Raw genomic sequence first — 17,358 nt, 5'->3', positions numbered from 1 at the left:
GAATACACTAATTTCATTGCCGAACAAAAAAGATTGGGATAAAAATCCCAATCTCTCATCTAATTACAAATATTATCGACGACGATTCGCCCAAGCAACATCCAAATTTAACACTTCTTGTGTTGTATATTGTTGACGATAAGGATTGTAGACCTTGTTAGATGCTGTAGCGCTAGTTGTTTGCACATTTGGTACATCGTATCGGGTCAAATTATACTGTTGAATCAAATTATTTAGCTTGACGTTATAGCTTGTATCCGTCGCATAGACACCCGTTAAAGCAGCAGTTGCATTCATATAGCTCTTTGTGTTGCTCTTCCAAGCGTACGTGTAGCGACTATGCTTTAAAATTGCTACATAGTCTTGCAAAGATGCAAAATAACTTGGATAAGATCTAAACTCTGCATTGATCTTATAAGTATTTCCTTTCCCATCATCTTCTAGTGTAGCCATTGTTGCTGACTGCCCAGCATATCGGCCTTTGATACCAAATAAATTATGATGAGGAGCAGCTGACAAGACAGACCGGCCAGAATTACTTTCCAGAATTGCCTGTGCAATCATAACCGAAGCGTACAAATTATTCGCTTGCCCCAATTGACGAGCAGTTTCACCAATTTGTGAAATAAATACTTCTGTTTGAGTCAATGGACGTTGGTAAGCTTCATCGTTGGCACTAGCTGGGCGAGCTTGCTTGGACAAAACTACACTAACTAATAAAGCGGTAACCGCTAAAGTCAAAACAATAAAAACTCTTTTTTTCAATTTTTTCTTTCTCATAGTTCATTTCTCCAGTGTAATATATTTTATATTATAGCATAAAATATTCATTACTTAGTTACAATTTAGTGACAGATTCATTATAAAAAACCGAGAAAGTCTTCCCGATTTTTCTTCAATTCCTAAATTTTTTCCAAAATCGCATCCCAAGCCGCATCTAAACCATCTTTGTTTACAGATGAAAAAATAAGAAAATCATCATTTTTATCAAAATCTAACCTTTTTTTAATGACCGATTCGTGCTTGTTCCATTTACTGCGTGGAATTTTGTCTGCTTTTGTAGCTACAACGATGACGGGTATCTCATAGTATTTTAGAAATTCATACATTTGCACATCATCTGCACTTGGCTCATGCCGAAAATCCACTAAACTTACAACTGCTCTGAGATTTTCCCTAGTCGTTAGATACTCCTCAATCATTCTACCCCACTTAGCTCGCTCTGTCTTAGAAACTTTGGCATAGCCATAGCCTGGGACATCCACAAATCGAAGTTGATTGTCAATATTGAAGAAATTCAGCAGCTGCGTTTTCCCTGGCTTACCAGAAGTTCGCGCTAAGTTTTTTCGATTTAACAATGTATTGATAAAGGAAGATTTTCCAACATTGGATCGCCCAGCAAGAGCAATTTCAGGAATCTCATCCTGAGGATAATGAGATTTGTTGGCTGCACTCAACAAAATTTCCGCATTGTGCGTATTAATTTCCATACAACACCTCGCTTAAGCTGTTTCTAAAATTGGTTTATCTGTTCCATCAACTGCTTCCTTGGTAATCCGCACTAATTTCACATTTTCTTGACTTGGAACTTCAAACATGATATCCATCATAGTTTCTTCAATAATTGAACGCAATCCACGAGCACCTGTCTTACGTTCAATAGCCTTATTGGCAATTTCTTGGAGGGCATCATCATCAAACTCTAATGTAACATCATCATAAGAAAGGAGAGTTTGATATTGTTTTACTAGGGCGTTCTTTGGCTCACGAAGAATTCGTACCAAATCCTCAACTGTCAAAGGCTCAAGCGCAGCAAACACTGGTAAACGACCAATCAATTCGGGGATGAGTCCAAATTTTTGAATATCTTCGGAAATAATTTCTTGCATATAAGAACTATTTTCATCAATAGCTTTGTTATTTTGACCAAAACCAATAATCTTTTCACCTAGACGTTGTTTGACAATTTCTTCAATTCCGTCAAAAGCACCACCAACGATAAAAAGAATATTCTTAGTATCCACTTGAATCATTTCTTGCTGTGGATGTTTGCGACCGCCTTGAGGAGGTACACTAGCTACAGTCCCTTCAATGATTTTAAGCAAAGCTTGCTGAACGCCTTCACCAGACACATCACGAGTAATAGAGACATTTTCGCTTTTCTTTGCAATTTTGTCAATCTCATCTACATAGATAATGCCACGTTCTGCACGCTCAATATTAAAATCTGCAGCTTGCAAGAGTTTTAAGAGAATGTTTTCAACATCTTCTCCGACATATCCAGCTTCTGTCAAAGCCGTTGCATCTGCAATCGCAAAGGGAACATTTAGACTTTTCGCTAAAGTTTGAGCAAGAAAAGTCTTACCAGAACCGGTTGGACCAATCATAAGAATATTGGATTTTTGTAATTCGACATCATCCTCTTCTTCACGATTATCGTGAAAATTGATACGTTTATAGTGATTGTATACAGCAACAGCCAGCGCTCGCTTTGCACGATCTTGCCCTATTACATAGTGATTTAAAATGTTAAGCAATTCTTGTGGTTTTGGTACTTCCGACAAGTCTGCCAAGACTTCTTCTGCTAATTCTTCTCTAATAATTTCTTGTGCTAATTCCACACATTCGTTACAAATAAATGCATTATTTCCTGCAATAATTTTTTGAACTTCTTCTTGACTTTTACCACAAAAAGAACAATAAACCATCATTTCGCTCGTACGATTTGTAGGCATCTTTCACTCCAATCTATTCATTACAATTTCTTTTTCGTTCGTTTAGTTGTTTATTATTTAAATAAGGTCATATAAAAAGCATGAATACTATTCACCAAATTTGTAAAAGCATTCAGCCAAAAGAGAACTGATAATCCATACCGCTTTTTACGAAAAGCCTGTGTAGCCGCCATGACACAAACGACACACAAAAGAGCCGTAAAAAATCCGAAAATACTACGTTCCATTACGACTCCTTTCTCTGGAAGGTTGTTACAGTAAAATCATACTCATTCTTTTCGTCTTTGGCATAAAATTGACGAGAACACTCCTGAAATTTTGTCATATCAAACTCTTTCGGGAAATAGGTATCTCCTTGTAAACTAGCATGAATACGTGTCATAACTACCTCATCAACGAAAGGCCCAAATGCAGAAAAAATTTGACCACCACCAATAATATAAAGCTCTTTTTCCTGCATCTCATACCATTTTAGAACAGAAGTGACATCGTGAAAGATCAATACATGTTCATTTTCTACTTGATACGACTTATCTCTTGTCAAAATAATCGTAGTACGATTAGGCAACACTCTACGGTTCATCCCGTCAAATGTCACCCGCCCCATTAAAATAACCTGTCCAGTTGTTGTTTCTTTAAAATGCTTAAGGTCGGCTGGTAAATGCCAAGGCAATCTATTGTTTCGCCCAATCAAGCCATCCTCATCTTGTGCCCAAATAGCTACAATTTTCTTCGTCATTCCCTCATCCTTTGAATTGATAGTTCTATTTTATCAAATTTCAGTAAAAAAGGCTGATTTTAACTATCAAATTACCAGACAATTTATATTTGCCTTTGGAAAATAGTTAAATAAGCCTCTTCGTTTATTAGTTTTTGAAAAAACATAATAAGCCTGGCGAAACTCAGCTTTCTGTGAATTCTTTTTATTTACATTCTGGTAGGCAACTGGAATTGCATAGGAAGCAAAACCAATTTGTATCAAAATAATAAACTTTTTTACATTCAGAGAAATTTTGTTTCATTATCAAATTGCTAAATCAAATTTCAACTGTGGCTTAACAGGATCATAATTGATCAATTCAAAATCGTCTGCTTTAATATCGAAAAAGTTGGTTCCATCTGGAACATTCAATATCAAGCGAGGTGCACAGTCCGTTGGTTCACGCCGGAGCAATTCTTCTGCTTGCTCGAATTGATTATCATAAATATGTAAATTATTGACAAAATAAAAGAATTTGCCAACTTTCCACCCAAAATGCTTAGCAATCATCATTTGCAATGCGACATACTGCATGGCATTGATATGGTGAGCTACCAACATATCATTTGAACGCTGTGTCAGAGTTGCATCTAGGTAGATTTCACCATCTACACATCGGACATCAAACATGGTCTGAAAAGCACAAGGCAATAATCCTTCTGTTTCTTCAAAAGCTTCATAGTCCCAAAGTGAGATAATATTTCGACGATTCCAAGGATTCGTCTCCAGCTGTTTTAAGATTTTATTGATAATATCATGTTTTTTAACAACAGCACCATATCGCTCACCAATAGTGCGAGTAGTTCCTACTTCCCAATCATTCCAATAATGAACATTGTATTTGTTTTCTAAAACTTCTAAGCTATTGGATTGATCTTGATAAATCCAGAGGACTTCTTTAATCGCTGATTTGATAGCAATCGGACGAAGCGTTGTGATAGGGAATTCTCCTTTGCTCAGATCGTACTCAGCAAAAGAACCAGTGATATACTTAGAATTAGCAACTTTCCCGTTTTTATAGCGCGGGCGTGCATTTTCAGAAAAAACACCTTCATGTAAAATTTTTCGAATATTTTCTTTAAAAATGGAATCTGCTTTTGTCATGACTTTCCTTTTCTAATCTTGCTTTTTCTAGTATAACACAAAATAAAAATCTCCTACAAGTTAAAACCTCATAGAAGATTATTTTTCAATATCGAATTTTTTGGGCTCCATAAATCGAATGTTGTCGGTGAAGACTAAATGCCACGACACAGACTATGAAAAAATATGGAAAATTGCTAAAACCAAACACCTCACAACCAATCAGAATCGGTCCCAAGAAAGTGGAGGTAGCACTTCCGAAAACTGCAGCATATCCTAGCGCCGCAACCAAGCTAACTGGAAGACCAAATAAACCTGCCAGTAGAACGCCTAGACTTGCCCCAATGGCAAAAAGCGGTGTCACTTCTCCACCTTGAAAACCTGCTGATAAAGTCAAAACTGTTAGAAGTAATTTAAAGAACCAATCATATAAATAAATAGATTGTCCAGCAAAACTAGCCGTAATTAAATTTGTTCCAAGTCCTGAGTATCGACCTTTATCCAACAATAAAAAGACGATACTTAAGACAATTCCCATCACCACAATTCGTTTGTAGGGATTTGGAAAAATAGTTGCCGCTTTCTTTTTACTCCACAAGAGGGCATAAGCAAATACATTGCCACAAAGTCCAAATAAAACTCCAAGGAACACTAATTTAATAACAAGTATTGGAGATAATCCCAAATGAGCAGAAATTGGTTGCATAAATTTTTCAAGACCTAACGCATGTGATGTCCAAGCAGAAACGAGAGAGGCTATCATGGCAGGATACAAAGCAGTCAGCTGCAAGTTCCCTACAACCAAGACTTCCATCGCAAACAAAACTGCAGCCAGTGGCGTTTGAAATAGTCCAGCAAAACCAGCAGCCATTCCTGTAACTAAAAATACTTTTGAAGTATTAGGAATAGAAAACTTCTTGCAAAACCAGTGAGAGACTGTGGCACCCAATTGTACTGCTACTCCTTCTCGACCGGCCGATCCACCAAAAAGATGCGTCAACCAAGTCGTCACTATAACAAGAGGGATTAAGCGCTTGGGAATATGATTTTCTACACCATGCCCAACTTCAAAAATCAAGGTCATTCCTTTGCTACTTTTCCCACCATATTTCTGATAGAGAAATACAATCACTAATCCTGCAAAAGCTAAAAAAGGAATCAAATAAAGGGAATGCAAAGTGCGGACTTCACTTAAAAATATAAGCGTTCGCCCAAATATCGTATCAATAGTTCCAATTACTAGTCCCATAAGAATGGACAATACCGTAATAGCTATCACTTGATTTCCGATATTGACCCACTTTAACCTATGAATTTTTTTCATTTTATCATTCCTATATTAGATATGCCGCTCTTGATAAGCACGTGAATGTTTTAAAAGATCTGAAAAAGTCTGCACAAGGGTGTCTTCATACTGTTTTTCCTGCACACTATTTGCAACTTTCTCTAAAATAATTTGCTCACGCTGAGTATCCAATACTGCTTTCCCGGTCTGACGCTTGTAGAGAGCTACTTGGCTCACTAACGCCATTCTTTTCTCTAACAAGGTAATCAAGTCTACATCTATTTGATCAATTTCTTTTCTAATTTCTGCTAAATCCATAGCTGCCTCCTAATTACTTTCTATCTTATCAAAATCTTTTACAATATGCTAGTGGTCGTCCTATCTCTACCATCTAGCTCAAGCACTTTTTCATATACCTTATCATTCCATTTTACCAGTCCATCGTTTTGATAATCTAAATAATGAATCCTGTTTTTTAAATAATTTGGAATAATACCTTCAAATTCCTTTTTATTTTGACTTGGAATAATGCAGACACAAAGACTGAGATCTAACAATACCTCATCTTTCACTTTTGCTGCATGATAACCATCAAATACATAGCCCTTTTGATTCACAATAGTTTCATACCGGAAATGAAAGCTAACACCAGGTATGAAAGCTTCTTCCAGATCGACTTCTGTGGGATTTCTTTCTAGCAATCGTTCCATTGCTAACCTATAACCAGATGTCGTATTAGACCACCCAAACATGACATAGTCAAAATAATCCGCTGGATCACCTGCTGCATTTCGTTTATCTTGTACTAATTGCTCACCAGTCAATCCAAAAACTTTTGTAGCAGACAGTAATTTCCCAGTTTTTAATATCTTTTTAGCAGTTTCTACAGTGCAAGTATGACTGAGATAATCTGACGTCACACATTCACCATATACATTAAAGGTTCCAGCTTCTTTTCTGTCACGCGGGGTAAACGGATATATTGCTTTACTATTATCCAAATACTGACAGACTAGGCTTTGTAGAACAGGATTTTCACACTCTATTTGAGTCTTCCTATTGTACATTTTTTCATATCCCACGAACTTGGCAATTTTTTCCAAATCCCATTTGTTAATTTCAGGATAATCTACTAAGGCTAAATGGTAAGTCCCCTGCCATTGAAGGCTAAAATCATTTTTGCAAATTTTTACTTTCATACATATAGTACCTTTTTCATCATTTTTCACATTTATGCTTATTCTATTAATTATACACCTATCAGTCATAAATGGTTCTATAATTATAGATAATGATAGAAGTTTTGACTAGCTTCAAACAATTTTATTTTTCAACAAAAAAGCCTGAAGAAAATAACTAAAAAGTGTTTCTTCAGACACAATCTGCTTTTTGTGTATTAGGATGATGATTTTCTACGTGAGAAAACAGACATGAATCCAAAAAGCAAAAAGCTCGCCAATAGATAGCCAATAAAGATTTTAAGTGACCACTGTAAAACATAAGGCCAACCATATTTTGGAATATTTAAAAAAAAGTAAGCAAAAGGACTGTCCTTAGCACCTGGAATAGGCCACTTGATAACCAAGCCATTAAACAGAGCAAAAACCATGTAAAGTAAGGGAACACTCGTCCAAGAAATAGGGTCATACCATCGATATTGTAAACGTTTGTCAAAAAGCAAGGTATCTGCTAAAAACCACAATGGGACAATGTAATGGCATAAAAAATTTTCCAAGCGATAAAAATCAGTCGCTAAAGGAGCGAGCATAAAATGATAAATAACACAAGTAATCATGATACACATGGTCACACCACCCTTTATCCGAAAGAGTGATTTCGTCTGCCAATGATTTTCAGAACGCGCCATTAAGTATAATAAATATGCTGTGAAAGCTGTTACGATAATGTTAGACAAAACGGTATAATACATGAGCATGCCAAAACCACCATGCTTTGTAATTTCAAGATAAACTCCCACAAACCCTAAAAGAAAGAGCACCATACGGCTATAAAAAATTACATTTCGCTTCATTTTGACCTCAGATTTTCTTAACAAATTCTGACTTAAGTTTCATCGCACCAAAACCATCAATCTTGCAATCAATATTATGGTCGCCTTCTACAATCCGAATATTTTTAACACGCGTCCCTTGTTTTAAATCTTTTGGAGCACCCTTCACTTTTAAATCCTTAATTAGAGTAACAGTATCGCCATCCACAAGTTGATTGCCATTTGCATCAATCGCTTTGATACCATCATCATCTTCTTCATTGACTTCAGCCGGATTCCACTCATAAGCACACTCAGGGCAAACGAATAGTAACCCATCTTCGTAAACATATTCTGACTGGCATTTTGGACAATTTGGTAATTGATTCATCTTCTCTCCTTGCTAATACTTAGAATTTATGATGCCTTCCCATTTTACTATAAAATAAAAAATTTGACAAATGAGAGAAATTGACTAATTTTTAAAAGAAATATGATGGTTTAAATAATCTATCATTACTTTTTCTTTTGTAAATTTTACCTTTTGATACTTCATTAAGGCACTATTCTTTTGATTTTCTACCAAGTAAAATAAATGAATCTCTAAAAAACGTTGCAAAGCAAAACGATAACAAAGCTCTGGATTAATATCCCTAGTATAATTTGAAAAAAATAAGTTAGCCAATTCAGGAAATGATGAAACATCAGTTTTCAAAGATAATCCCCATAAAAATGTTCCAATATCTTCCTCTGGAAGGGAATAACGTGCATCATCAAAGTCTAGAATAGTTAATTTACCCTTGTGAAAAAGAATATTGTCAGCGTGCAAATCGTTATGAATAAAAAGGGCAGGCTGTGCTTGTTTCGCTTTCTCCAAAATACTTGTGTTTATTTGAAACAATTCCCAATAATTTTTATAATTTGAAATATCCTTTTCTAATTCCTTTTCGTAAGAGAATAACCTGATATGCAAACTAGAAACCAAATCATCATAGACTGGAATTCTCTGATATTCTATACAACTTTCCTTTGAGAAATCATGAAAATGGACGATCTTTTGGGCTATCTGAGGAATTATATTCTTCTCAAAGGAAATGGTTTTTCCTTTTAAATAGACAGATTGCATCACATATAGAATACCTTTATTAACATTTAATGAGAAGATCCACTCTCCGTCCTGAAAAGGAAGGTAAGCAAAATCATTTAGTTCTTCCTCATACAACGCATTTACAAATTGAATTTCTCTTTTCAAATAAGATTTTGCCTCATAAAAAAGTGGGGAAATCTGGGGAAGATAAAGAATACGCACGACAACTCGTTCACTCATTACATAATTTAAATTTTCAGTCCCGCCTGATAATGGACGCAATGATATATCTTCACCATATAAATCTCGAAGTAAGTTTTTAATTAATATTTCATTTTGAAATGGTTGAAAAAACATTTCCCACTCCTCCAAACTTTCACACTAAAGTATACCACAAAGTTCTATGGTTCAGTTTCCTCGAGTTCCTGAGTACGCTTATAAAACACAGCAACGACTTTGATAATTTTGCCTCTGAAAACATCCGCTTCAAGGCTAGCCGCCTCCACCATCTCAAGCGAATCTGATATAACCTTTTCTATTAAATTCATGCCCTTTGCATCTGGATAATGAATAGGATTTGCTGTATAAAAACTATCAACATCAATCAATAGAACCAACAACTCTGCTTGCACCATGAATACAATCTGTGTGCTCAATGTATCATCATTATTACTAACTTTTAACTCAACAAGAAAAACCATATCATTTTCATTGATGAGGGGAACATCTCTCCGATTAAACAAGATAAAGATTAATTACTTGGGTATGCATTTTTATAGCGTCACTTATCCATAAAATCATTTCTATTCTCTACCAAGCCTGACATACTGCGTTATTACACCAAAATTTTAAGCAAAATAAAAAGAAATGAAATACGATTCCTTTATGTTTCACTTCTTTCCTTTTCGCAATTGTTCTAGCGTTTCTTGGAAAACGATCGGCACTTCTGCTGTAAATTCCATGATTTTTCCCGTCTTAGGATGAGTAAATCCAAGCGTTCTGGCATGCAAAAATTGCCCATTCCCCTTCAAGGTTTTTCGTGGTCCATACACGCCATCCCCTGCTACCGGATGACCAATATAAGCCATGTGCACACGGATTTGGTGGGTACGACCTGTTTCTAATTGCAATTCTACTAAAGTATAATTCCCAAAGCGCTCTAAAACGTGAAAACGAGTGATTGCTGGTTTACCTTTAGCTGTAACAGCTTGCTTCTTGCGATCTTTTTCACTTCTCCCAATCGGTGCTTCAATAACACCTCTATCATTTGGCAAATTGCCATGCACAATAGCCCAATACTTCCGTAGAGATTTTTTAGCTTTTAATTCATCAGCCAGCTTGATATGGGCATCATCGTTCTTAGCAATCATAAGTAAGCCTGATGTATCCTTATCAATCCGATGGACTATTCCAGGCCGTAAAACACCATTGATGCCAGATAAATCCTTGATATGGTACATGAGGGCATTGACCAACGTACCGCTCGTATGTCCAGCGCTTGGATGTACCACCATCCCTTGAGCCTTATTTACGACTGCAACATCTTCGTCTTGGTAAACAATATCTAGAGGTAGATTTTCTGAAACATATTCCAGAGTTTCAGGCTCTGGCAATTCGTAAGTAATCACATCACCTGTCTTAACGGCATACTTTGCTTTCTTCACTTGTCCATTGACTAAGATTTGCCCACTTTTGATTTGTTCATTAGCAAGGCTGCGGGATAATGGTGTCAGATCAGCAAGCACCTTGTCCAACCTTATACCACTAATTTCTACCTTTACTTGCATTGTCTTCTTCCTTTAACATCATCACTACTAACACCATCACACCAATCGTCAGATAACTATCCGCTACATTAAAGATTGCAAAATTGATAAAATCCAGCTGAAACATATCGACGACAAAGCCTTGACGCACACGGTCAATAAAATTCCCAATCCCTCCTGCAATAATCAAGCTCAAGCCAGACAGCAGCCAGAAAGAGCCTTTGATATGCTTGCACAAATACCAAATAGCTGCACCAATCACCACTAAAGTAATCACCGCAAACAACCACTGCTGGTTTTCTAAAATTGAAAATGCCGCACCTGTATTTCGCAAATAAGTCAAACTCAAAATTTTTGGAATAAAGGACTTTACTTCACCTAATTGAATGTTTTTGACAATTTCAAATTTTACCCATTGATCCAAAGCAATTAAGGCCACAATCACAATCGGCACCATCACTTTTCGTTTCATTTTTTACCTCTTTTTGCAAAATATTTTTCCATAACAGCAACAAAAGCTGCACCGACTGGTGAAAGATCTACTTCTTCTCGTTTAACATAAACCATATGATTTTCCAAGTTGTCTTGTAATCGAATCACCGTAATGCCGTTTACGCTATTACTATCCAAAAATCCAGATCCTGTTGCATAAGCATCTGTCCGCTCTAAAATGCCATTCAAAGTGGCACGATCAGTTACATTAAACATCTGAGAACTGGCACTAGTATCAACAAAATTCTCTGAATAATAGAGATATTCATCCTTTTCCTGCGTAAAACGAACCGTCGGTAGATCTGCCAAATCTTCCATAGTAAGCTCCTCTTTCCCAGCTAAAGGGTGATCTGCTCGTAGATAGATATGCGTCTGAAAAGGAATCAAATCTACCACTTCTAGTCCCAGTTTATCGATCCGTTGCATCATTCCTTTAGTATTTTGATTGTTCAGATAGATAATGCCAATCTCACTATGCCCCTGAGCCACTTCATCTAAAATCTGTACCGTAGTAGACTCAAAGATCCGAAAGTTTTTATCTTTCGGATAACATCTAGCAAACTCCGTTATCAGTGGTGGTAAGAAATCATAGTGCTGGCTAGCGATAGAAAATTCTGCCTTCTCCTCCACTAGATTGGTATAGTGATTTTGAAAGATATCAAATCCCTTTACCAATTCCTGAGCTTTTTCGTAAAATTCCATCCCTCGACGTGTCAGAAATGTGCCACTGCTCGTTCTATGAAATATTTTAAAGCCCAACTCTTTTTCTAAATCTCGAACTGCAATGGACAAACTCGGCTGACTAACGTACATTTTCTCAGCTGCTTCACGAAAGGTGCCACTGTTGGCAATCGCTACAACATAACGCAGTTGTTGAATATTCATTCTTTTATCCTCTTTCAAGCGTTTTATCATTATACCATAAATCAAGGCATAACTAAACTGTCATACACTAAGGATTCAATAAAGGCGTTCTCCTATTTTCCCTAGTATAACATTCTTGACACATCTTTATCACCTCTTACTTGCTGACATAGGCAACTTCTGTCATCACTTGAAACCCTAATCGTTGGTAAAGTTTGTAAGCACCTGTATTTTCCTTGTCTACTACAATTTGGAATTTCAAATCATTCCGTTCATAGACGTCATTCATTATTGCCAACATGAAATAAGAACCCAATCCTTGCCCACGCAGTTCTTTCTTAACAGCTAAAGCAAAAAAATAATTAGAATCTATACTCATATCAACAGAGCAAGATGCAACAATTTTCCCTTCTTTTTTCAATACAAACAAAAGAGTGTTATTATCTAAGATAGCTTCACGCGCATAGGTACGACTGCTTTCTAAAGGATTTCCAAACGCTTCTGCTTGGAAAATTGCAATCTCTTCGACTAAGCCCAAATCTGCCAAAACAACTTCTAAACCCGCTCTCTTTTCTAAAGCAAATTGCCTGCGTGGCTGCTCCATCCACAACTCAACATCTGTTATGTGAAATTGAAAATGCTCCAAAAAGTTCGGGTGTTTGGTCAAAAAAGCTATTTCTGTCACATAGTCAACTTCGGATAAATTGTATTGTGTCGCTACATTTGCAAATTCGCTTAGCAAAGCACGAGCAATTCCTTTGCGCCGATAGGCAGGTAACACATAGAGTGAAATGTCCGCTGTTTTCGGTTCATCAGCATAGACAGATAAATAACCTACCAACTCAGTTGCCTCGTACGCTAAGAAAAAAGCAGGCATATCTTTATCTATGTTGTAAGTCGTATCAAGATAGGGGGTACGATAGCTTCCATCTAGCTGATGACAATCTCTCGTAATTGCTAACAGTTGTTGGCGTTCTTTTTCTGTCACATTAGTTCTTTTTACAATATTCATCTTTTCTCTCCTTAACTCTTTCATTATACCATAAAGACAAGGCGAAAACTTTGATAAAGAAGTCCATTCAAGATAGCATGTAAAAATGAAACAGAGGGACAGGAACATAGCAAATACAACACTTATTACACGGCTAAAATGTTCAAAGAACAATGGCATTGCATTCAAAAAATGATAGAGAAAGAGCGCGACTGTATGCATATTCACCTAATTAACTGCCGTTTGCTCCAGCGTTGAACAGAGAATTGAATTGATATCTCACCGACTGTCTCAACCATCCTTTGGATGACCTTGAAGTTCAAAAAGAGCGGTGAGGAAAACCTTATCAAACAAAACAATCTCAATAGCTTGGTTGTCTACTGAGGTTTATCTGTTTAAGGTATAAAATACGATTTAAACTATCGTTTCTCTTTAGACAATGGAACACACTCAGTAGATAAAAGAAACTCTTAAAGAAGTATCAGCTTCGGGGAAAGAGCGAACTTGTTTTACAGCTACGTTGGTAGAAAAGAGCATCTCGATATGGTATAATAAGACTAAAGGAGGCAAGTAAAATGGACTTATACAAAAAAGTGGAAGAAACCCTAAACAAGCTAAACATTCCATTTGAAATCGTAGAGCACGAACCAGCGCTTACAACCGAGCAAGCCGACAGCTTCATCGAAGGCATCGAGGGTGTCCGCACCAAAACCATGTTTCTTACTAATAAAAAGAAAACTGCCTACTATTTACTCATTATGGACGACAAAAAACGCTTGGACATGAACTTGTTTAAAGAACTGGTCGGAGCCAATAAAATCCGCATGGCATCATCTGATAGTCTGTTTGAAAAAATGATGTTGCCAGCAGGTGTTGTTTCTCCTTTTGGATTGTTAAACAATGTAGACAAAGATATTCAAGTCTATTTTGACAAAGAAATCATGTCGGAAAAACGAATGAGTTTTCACCCCAATACCAATGAAAAAACACTCTTTTTAGACACAACGAACCTACTCAAATTCCTAGAAGCTATTGGTTACGAGCCACATATTATTGAGTTATAGGTTGGGCAAAAACTCAATTTCTAGTCAAAATGAAGCAATGAACAAGAAAAAGCTTAAAATCAACGTTTTTGATAACTTGATTTTAAGCTTTTTACTATTTTTGGAAGGTTTTTATTCAGTTTCTTTTCTCTTTCCTTATTCCACCTCGCCATGCCAGAAATTCATGCCCCCAGCTACATTGGTTACATCAAATTCTTGTGCACTTAAAAACTGACACGCAGCCGCAGAACGTGTGCCAGATTGACAGATGACGTAGTATGTCTCCTGTTTGTCGCCTGTCTCAAAAGTGCTTAATGGCAGATTTTTTGCCGTCAGCACGTATCCCATTTGAAACTCATAACCTTCTCGCACATTAAGAATGGATAAGTTTTCTGTCTGATATTTTTTATAAAATTCAGGCATGCTGATGCTAGCTTCCATATTCTACTCCCTCTGGTTTTACCATTTTGTACAAGGCAAAGGCGCCGTCTAGATTTTGAACAGAAAATCCTGCTTGTTTGAGAATGCGCTCAGCAACATAGCTACGAAGTCCGCTATGACAGCTCACGATATAGTCCTGCGACTTATCTAATTCTCCTAAACGCTCACGCAATTCATTTAAAGGAATGTGAACCGTATCCACTTTCAAACGACCTTGCTGAAGCTCACTGGCCGTCCGCACATCTAGGAACTTCTTACCAGCAGCTAGTTCATCTTCCAATTCATACCACTGGATATTGTCACTCAAACCTTCTACCAAGTTTAAGGCTGCATATCCCAGCATATTGATCGGATCTTTAGCAGAGCCAAACGGTGGCGCATAGGTAAATTCCAACTCTGGCAAATCAAAAATGGTTAGATTACCTTTGATGGCCGTTGCCAAAATATCAATCCTCTTATCAACGCCTTTTTTCCCAACACCTTGTGCACCATAAATTTTGCCACTTGTTGGCTCAAAGAGGAGTTTCAAGATCACATCAGTTGCACCCGGATAGTAGCCAGCATGATCCTTACCACTGACATGAATAACTTGATAAGGCAGGCCATTCATACGAAGAATGCGCTCGCTCAGCCCTGTTGAAGCTGCCGTCATGTCAAATACCCGAACGATAGCTGTACCAATGCTGCCTTTATTCTTGCGAGCTACTCCAGCAATCACATCCGCGACTTGGCGACCTTGACGATTGGCAGGCGAAGCCAATGAAATCAGTGCACCTTCTCCTGTAACCTCTTGCTTGACAACAATCGCATCGCCGACCGCATAAATATCAGATTGACTGGTTTCATAACGCTCATTGACTAAGATACCGCCACGCAATCCCAGCTCAATACCTGCTGTCTGTGCTAAAGCATTCTCTGGTTGCACCCCTACAGATAAAATGGTCACATCAGAAACAATTTTTTGTCCATTCTCCAGCACAATGACCTTTCCCTTGTTCTCAAACCGCGTAGCAGACTGAGAAGTAACTACTTGAATGCCGTTTTTTAACAATTCAGTTTGAACAAAAGCAGCCATTTCTTCATCAAGCGATGGCAAAACATGCGGTGCTTTCTCAACAATCGTCACATTCAAACCACGCTTACGAAGATTTTCTGCCATCTCAAGCCCAATGAATCCAGCACCAATTACCACAGCTTCTTTTGGTTGTTTCTCCAAAGCCAACATAATCTTATCTAGATCAGGAACATTTCGTAAAGTATAGGTATTTTCGGCTGTTTCCAAACCTTCAATCGGGGGTATAAATGGCTTTGCCCCCGGAGATAAAATCAACTTGTCGTAACTCTCTGTAAATTCCTTTCCGTCATGTCGAACCGTCACCATATGTTGATCTGGTGAAATAGCCGTCACTTCATGAAAAGGTCGCACATCTAAACGAAACCGCGCCTTTAAACTTTCAGGCGTTTGTACTAACAAATCTTTCCGCTCAGCAATTTCCCCAGAAACATAGTAAGGCAGACCACAGTTCGCAAAGGAAACGAATGGCCCCTTTTCAAAAATAATAATTTCAGCTTCTTCCATTAATCGTCTTAGACGCGTCGCCGCAGACATTCCACCCGCAACACCACCAACAATGATAATTTTCATTCAACTTCCTCCTTTATAGCTTTTAAACAATTTTTCCAGTCCAAGCACTCATACCGCCTTGAACATTGACAACATCGTAGCCTTTTTTCTTTAACTTTTTTGCTGCCGCTTTGAGTGACAAATGACATATATTGTCTCATTTGTTTTCTATACACACCTCGTGATTTTATTGTGCAGAGCATTCTTTTCGTTCTTTATATGACCATTCCAATCTTCAAAGGGCATTCGTACATCTACTAATTGCATCTTCTCTTTTTATTTTATATCTAATTCTCTTGTAAATAAGTGAAACAACAGAAACTTTAGTTATACCCTTACGAGGGTATAGTAAACTATAAACTACTTTTTTGTCAAGAATAGTGTTTCAATCTTTGTATAAAAAAAGAAGCCTTAGAAAATAGGCGCTCTATGTTAATTGTGAAGCTTTTTCTTTCTACTGAATGAAATATTTTTGGATTTTTACAACATTTTATTTAAAAGAAAATCCCCCACCACTAAGTAAGGGATCTAAAATCTTTATTTCGCAATCGGATAAACAGAAACTTGTTTTTTATCGCGACCTTTGCGTTCAAAGCGTACAACGCCTTCAACTTTTGCAAACAAAGTGTCATCTCCACCGCGACCAACGTTTACACCTGGGTAGATGTGAGTACCGCGTTGACGGTAAAGGATTGAGCCACCTGTAACAGTTTGACCGTCAGCTGCTTTAGCACCAAGACGTTTTGCTTGTGAATCACGTCCGTTAGACGTAGAACCTCCACCTTTTTTGTGGGCGAAAAGTTGCAAATTAGCAAGATTCATTTTCAACATAATGTTTTTCCTCCGTGTTAGTTTTCTGTGATAACTCTTGTCTGGACGAACTCAGCTGAGTTCTCCGATAAGTTTGCCACTCCTAAGAAGAATGATTCAAAGAAAAGTTGAGTCATTTCTCTTTGGTGAGATGGAATATCTGTAGGAATTTCTACTCGTAAAAATCCACCTTCTTCTTCGTTTAATTCTAAGATTGGTTCATAGCCTGCGAATTTTTCAATCGAATTGATAAAATTTATGGCAAGCGTAGAAACCGATGCACACACGACATCAAAGCCGTATTCGCCACTTTCGGCGTGTCCAGTAATTTCTGCACTCCTCAGCTCACCATCTTCGGCTCGTTCAAAGACTGCTTGTATCATGTGC

At 37.3% G+C, this 17,358-nt stretch carries 22 protein-coding genes and 1 pseudogene; 1 reads left to right on the top strand and 22 read right to left on the bottom strand.

Features of this window, described 5'->3' with window-relative positions:
• Positions 1–72 precede the first annotated feature (72 nt).
• The 17 genes from HMPREF1654_RS02440 to HMPREF1654_RS02360 form a co-directional block, all read right to left on the bottom strand.
• On the bottom strand, positions 73–780 hold the full coding sequence (locus HMPREF1654_RS02440; RefSeq protein ID WP_003077899.1) for a glucosaminidase domain-containing protein: 708 nt from the start codon (positions 778–780) through the stop codon (positions 73–75).
• Between the two features lie 122 nt (positions 781–902).
• Entirely contained in the window at positions 903–1,490 is a 588-nt protein-coding gene (yihA, locus tag HMPREF1654_RS02435; RefSeq protein WP_003068868.1) for a ribosome biogenesis GTP-binding protein YihA/YsxC, read from the bottom strand.
• 12 nt (positions 1,491–1,502) lie between these two features.
• Positions 1,503–2,735, bottom strand: coding sequence for an ATP-dependent Clp protease ATP-binding subunit ClpX (clpX, locus tag HMPREF1654_RS02430; RefSeq protein WP_003072918.1), 1,233 nt, complete (start codon positions 2,733–2,735; stop codon positions 1,503–1,505).
• Positions 2,736–2,788: 53 nt separating this feature from the next.
• A complete protein-coding gene (locus HMPREF1654_RS09910; RefSeq protein WP_003024903.1) occupies positions 2,789–2,962 on the bottom strand; it encodes a hypothetical protein in 174 nt (57 codons plus the stop codon).
• Positions 2,962–3,474 carry a dihydrofolate reductase gene (locus HMPREF1654_RS02420; RefSeq protein ID WP_003072921.1) on the bottom strand — a complete coding sequence of 171 codons (513 nt, stop codon included), beginning with the start codon at positions 3,472–3,474 and terminating at the stop codon, positions 2,962–2,964. The genes HMPREF1654_RS09910 and HMPREF1654_RS02420 overlap by 1 nt, the downstream gene beginning before the upstream one ends.
• A gap of 285 nt (positions 3,475–3,759) precedes the next feature.
• Positions 3,760–4,599 (bottom strand): thymidylate synthase, encoded by an 840-nt coding sequence (locus tag HMPREF1654_RS02415; protein ID WP_003077918.1) that lies wholly within the window; start codon positions 4,597–4,599, stop codon positions 3,760–3,762.
• An 85-nt stretch (positions 4,600–4,684) separates the two neighbouring features.
• Complete coding sequence (locus HMPREF1654_RS02410) at positions 4,685–5,902, bottom strand: voltage-gated chloride channel family protein (RefSeq protein ID WP_003077893.1); 1,218 nt, start codon at positions 5,900–5,902, stop codon at positions 4,685–4,687.
• Positions 5,903–5,917: 15 nt separating this feature from the next.
• The gene (locus HMPREF1654_RS02405) at positions 5,918–6,181 is read right to left on the bottom strand and encodes a chorismate mutase (RefSeq protein WP_003024913.1); all 264 of its coding nucleotides are present in this window, start codon (positions 6,179–6,181) and stop codon (positions 5,918–5,920) included.
• Positions 6,182–6,219: 38 nt separating this feature from the next.
• Positions 6,220–7,062 carry a hypothetical protein gene (locus HMPREF1654_RS02400; protein ID WP_003077877.1) on the bottom strand — a complete coding sequence of 281 codons (843 nt, stop codon included), beginning with the start codon at positions 7,060–7,062 and terminating at the stop codon, positions 6,220–6,222.
• Between the two features lie 197 nt (positions 7,063–7,259).
• Complete coding sequence (locus HMPREF1654_RS02395; RefSeq protein ID WP_003077903.1) at positions 7,260–7,895, bottom strand: Pr6Pr family membrane protein; 636 nt, start codon at positions 7,893–7,895, stop codon at positions 7,260–7,262.
• 7 nt (positions 7,896–7,902) lie between these two features.
• Entirely contained in the window at positions 7,903–8,244 is a 342-nt protein-coding gene (locus tag HMPREF1654_RS02390; RefSeq protein WP_003035020.1) for a zinc ribbon domain-containing protein YjdM, read from the bottom strand.
• A gap of 84 nt (positions 8,245–8,328) precedes the next feature.
• Positions 8,329–9,297 (bottom strand): phosphotransferase enzyme family protein, encoded by a 969-nt coding sequence (locus HMPREF1654_RS02385; RefSeq protein WP_003077913.1) that lies wholly within the window; start codon positions 9,295–9,297, stop codon positions 8,329–8,331.
• Positions 9,298–9,341: 44 nt separating this feature from the next.
• The gene (locus HMPREF1654_RS02380) at positions 9,342–9,683 is read right to left on the bottom strand and encodes an amino acid kinase family protein (RefSeq protein WP_269449412.1); all 342 of its coding nucleotides are present in this window, start codon (positions 9,681–9,683) and stop codon (positions 9,342–9,344) included.
• A 147-nt stretch (positions 9,684–9,830) separates the two neighbouring features.
• The gene (locus HMPREF1654_RS02375) at positions 9,831–10,727 is read right to left on the bottom strand and encodes an RluA family pseudouridine synthase (RefSeq protein WP_003077908.1); all 897 of its coding nucleotides are present in this window, start codon (positions 10,725–10,727) and stop codon (positions 9,831–9,833) included.
• Positions 10,705–11,178 (bottom strand): signal peptidase II, encoded by a 474-nt coding sequence (gene lspA / locus HMPREF1654_RS02370; RefSeq protein ID WP_003077920.1) that lies wholly within the window; start codon positions 11,176–11,178, stop codon positions 10,705–10,707. Before lspA ends, HMPREF1654_RS02375 begins: the two co-directional genes overlap by 23 nt.
• Positions 11,175–12,083 (bottom strand): LysR family transcriptional regulator, encoded by a 909-nt coding sequence (locus HMPREF1654_RS02365; protein ID WP_003077911.1) that lies wholly within the window; start codon positions 12,081–12,083, stop codon positions 11,175–11,177. The genes lspA and HMPREF1654_RS02365 overlap by 4 nt, the downstream gene beginning before the upstream one ends.
• Before the next feature lie 136 nt (positions 12,084–12,219).
• Positions 12,220–13,074 carry a GNAT family N-acetyltransferase gene (locus HMPREF1654_RS02360; RefSeq protein WP_003077923.1) on the bottom strand — a complete coding sequence of 285 codons (855 nt, stop codon included), beginning with the start codon at positions 13,072–13,074 and terminating at the stop codon, positions 12,220–12,222.
• A gap of 554 nt (positions 13,075–13,628) precedes the next feature.
• Here HMPREF1654_RS02360 and HMPREF1654_RS02355 point away from each other — a divergent pair.
• The gene (locus tag HMPREF1654_RS02355) at positions 13,629–14,117 is read left to right on the top strand and encodes a prolyl-tRNA synthetase associated domain-containing protein (RefSeq protein WP_003077917.1); all 489 of its coding nucleotides are present in this window, start codon (positions 13,629–13,631) and stop codon (positions 14,115–14,117) included.
• 135 nt (positions 14,118–14,252) lie between these two features.
• Here HMPREF1654_RS02355 and HMPREF1654_RS02350 read toward each other — a convergent pair whose 3' ends face one another.
• The 5 genes and pseudogenes from HMPREF1654_RS02350 to HMPREF1654_RS02330 form a co-directional block, all read right to left on the bottom strand.
• Positions 14,253–14,537, bottom strand: a complete 285-nt coding sequence (locus HMPREF1654_RS02350) for a rhodanese-like domain-containing protein (RefSeq protein ID WP_003077873.1) — start codon at positions 14,535–14,537, stop codon at positions 14,253–14,255.
• A complete protein-coding gene (locus HMPREF1654_RS02345) occupies positions 14,527–16,182 on the bottom strand; it encodes an FAD-dependent oxidoreductase (RefSeq protein ID WP_003077889.1) in 1,656 nt (551 codons plus the stop codon). Before HMPREF1654_RS02345 ends, HMPREF1654_RS02350 begins: the two co-directional genes overlap by 11 nt.
• A 22-nt stretch (positions 16,183–16,204) precedes the next feature.
• A pseudogene (locus HMPREF1654_RS10170) lies at positions 16,205–16,428 on the bottom strand (rhodanese-like domain-containing protein).
• 270 nt (positions 16,429–16,698) lie between these two features.
• On the bottom strand, positions 16,699–16,992 hold the full coding sequence (rpmA, locus tag HMPREF1654_RS02335; protein ID WP_003032879.1) for a 50S ribosomal protein L27: 294 nt from the start codon (positions 16,990–16,992) through the stop codon (positions 16,699–16,701).
• 17 nt (positions 16,993–17,009) lie between these two features.
• On the bottom strand, positions 17,010–17,354 hold the full coding sequence (locus HMPREF1654_RS02330) for a ribosomal-processing cysteine protease Prp (RefSeq protein WP_003072954.1): 345 nt from the start codon (positions 17,352–17,354) through the stop codon (positions 17,010–17,012).
• Between the last annotated feature and the right edge of the window lie 4 nt (positions 17,355–17,358).

Source organism: Streptococcus intermedius SK54 = ATCC 27335, assembly GCF_000413475.1.
Lineage (GTDB): Bacteria > Bacillota > Bacilli > Lactobacillales > Streptococcaceae > Streptococcus > Streptococcus intermedius.
This window is presented reverse-complemented; position numbering and strand designations above follow the sequence as displayed.